This is a genomic window from Pseudomonas khavaziana (genome assembly GCF_019145205.1).
Lineage (GTDB): Bacteria > Pseudomonadota > Gammaproteobacteria > Pseudomonadales > Pseudomonadaceae > Aquipseudomonas > Aquipseudomonas khavaziana.
Genome location: NZ_JAHSTT010000076.1, coordinates 1 through 264, shown reverse-complemented (window position 1 = coordinate 264; position 264 = coordinate 1). Strand labels below are relative to the sequence as shown.

Genomic DNA, 264 nt, shown 5'->3' with positions numbered 1-264 from the left:
TGTGACCGTCGTGGTGTTATCGGTACCTGGAGTATCGGTGACGGTGGTGTTAACCGCCGCAGTACCTGGAACCAGATTTTCGAAATGCTCACCACCGGTCACGCCTTTGATGGCGGTGGTGACAGTCTGGTCGCCTTTGTACACATCATCCGGTGCCAAGACCGAAACAGTGCCGCTCGACTGGTTCACACCGATAGTGATGGTCTGGCCATTATCGAGAGTGACAGTGAGCGGATTGTTGATGTTGGTCACCGGTGCGCCGTT

1 protein-coding gene is annotated in these 264 nt (G+C 55.3%); it reads right to left on the bottom strand.

Features of this window, described 5'->3' with window-relative positions; translation table 11 throughout:
* The coding region (locus KVH01_RS29600; protein ID WP_217883817.1) for an immunoglobulin-like domain-containing protein at positions 1-264 on the bottom strand (264 nt) is incomplete at both ends.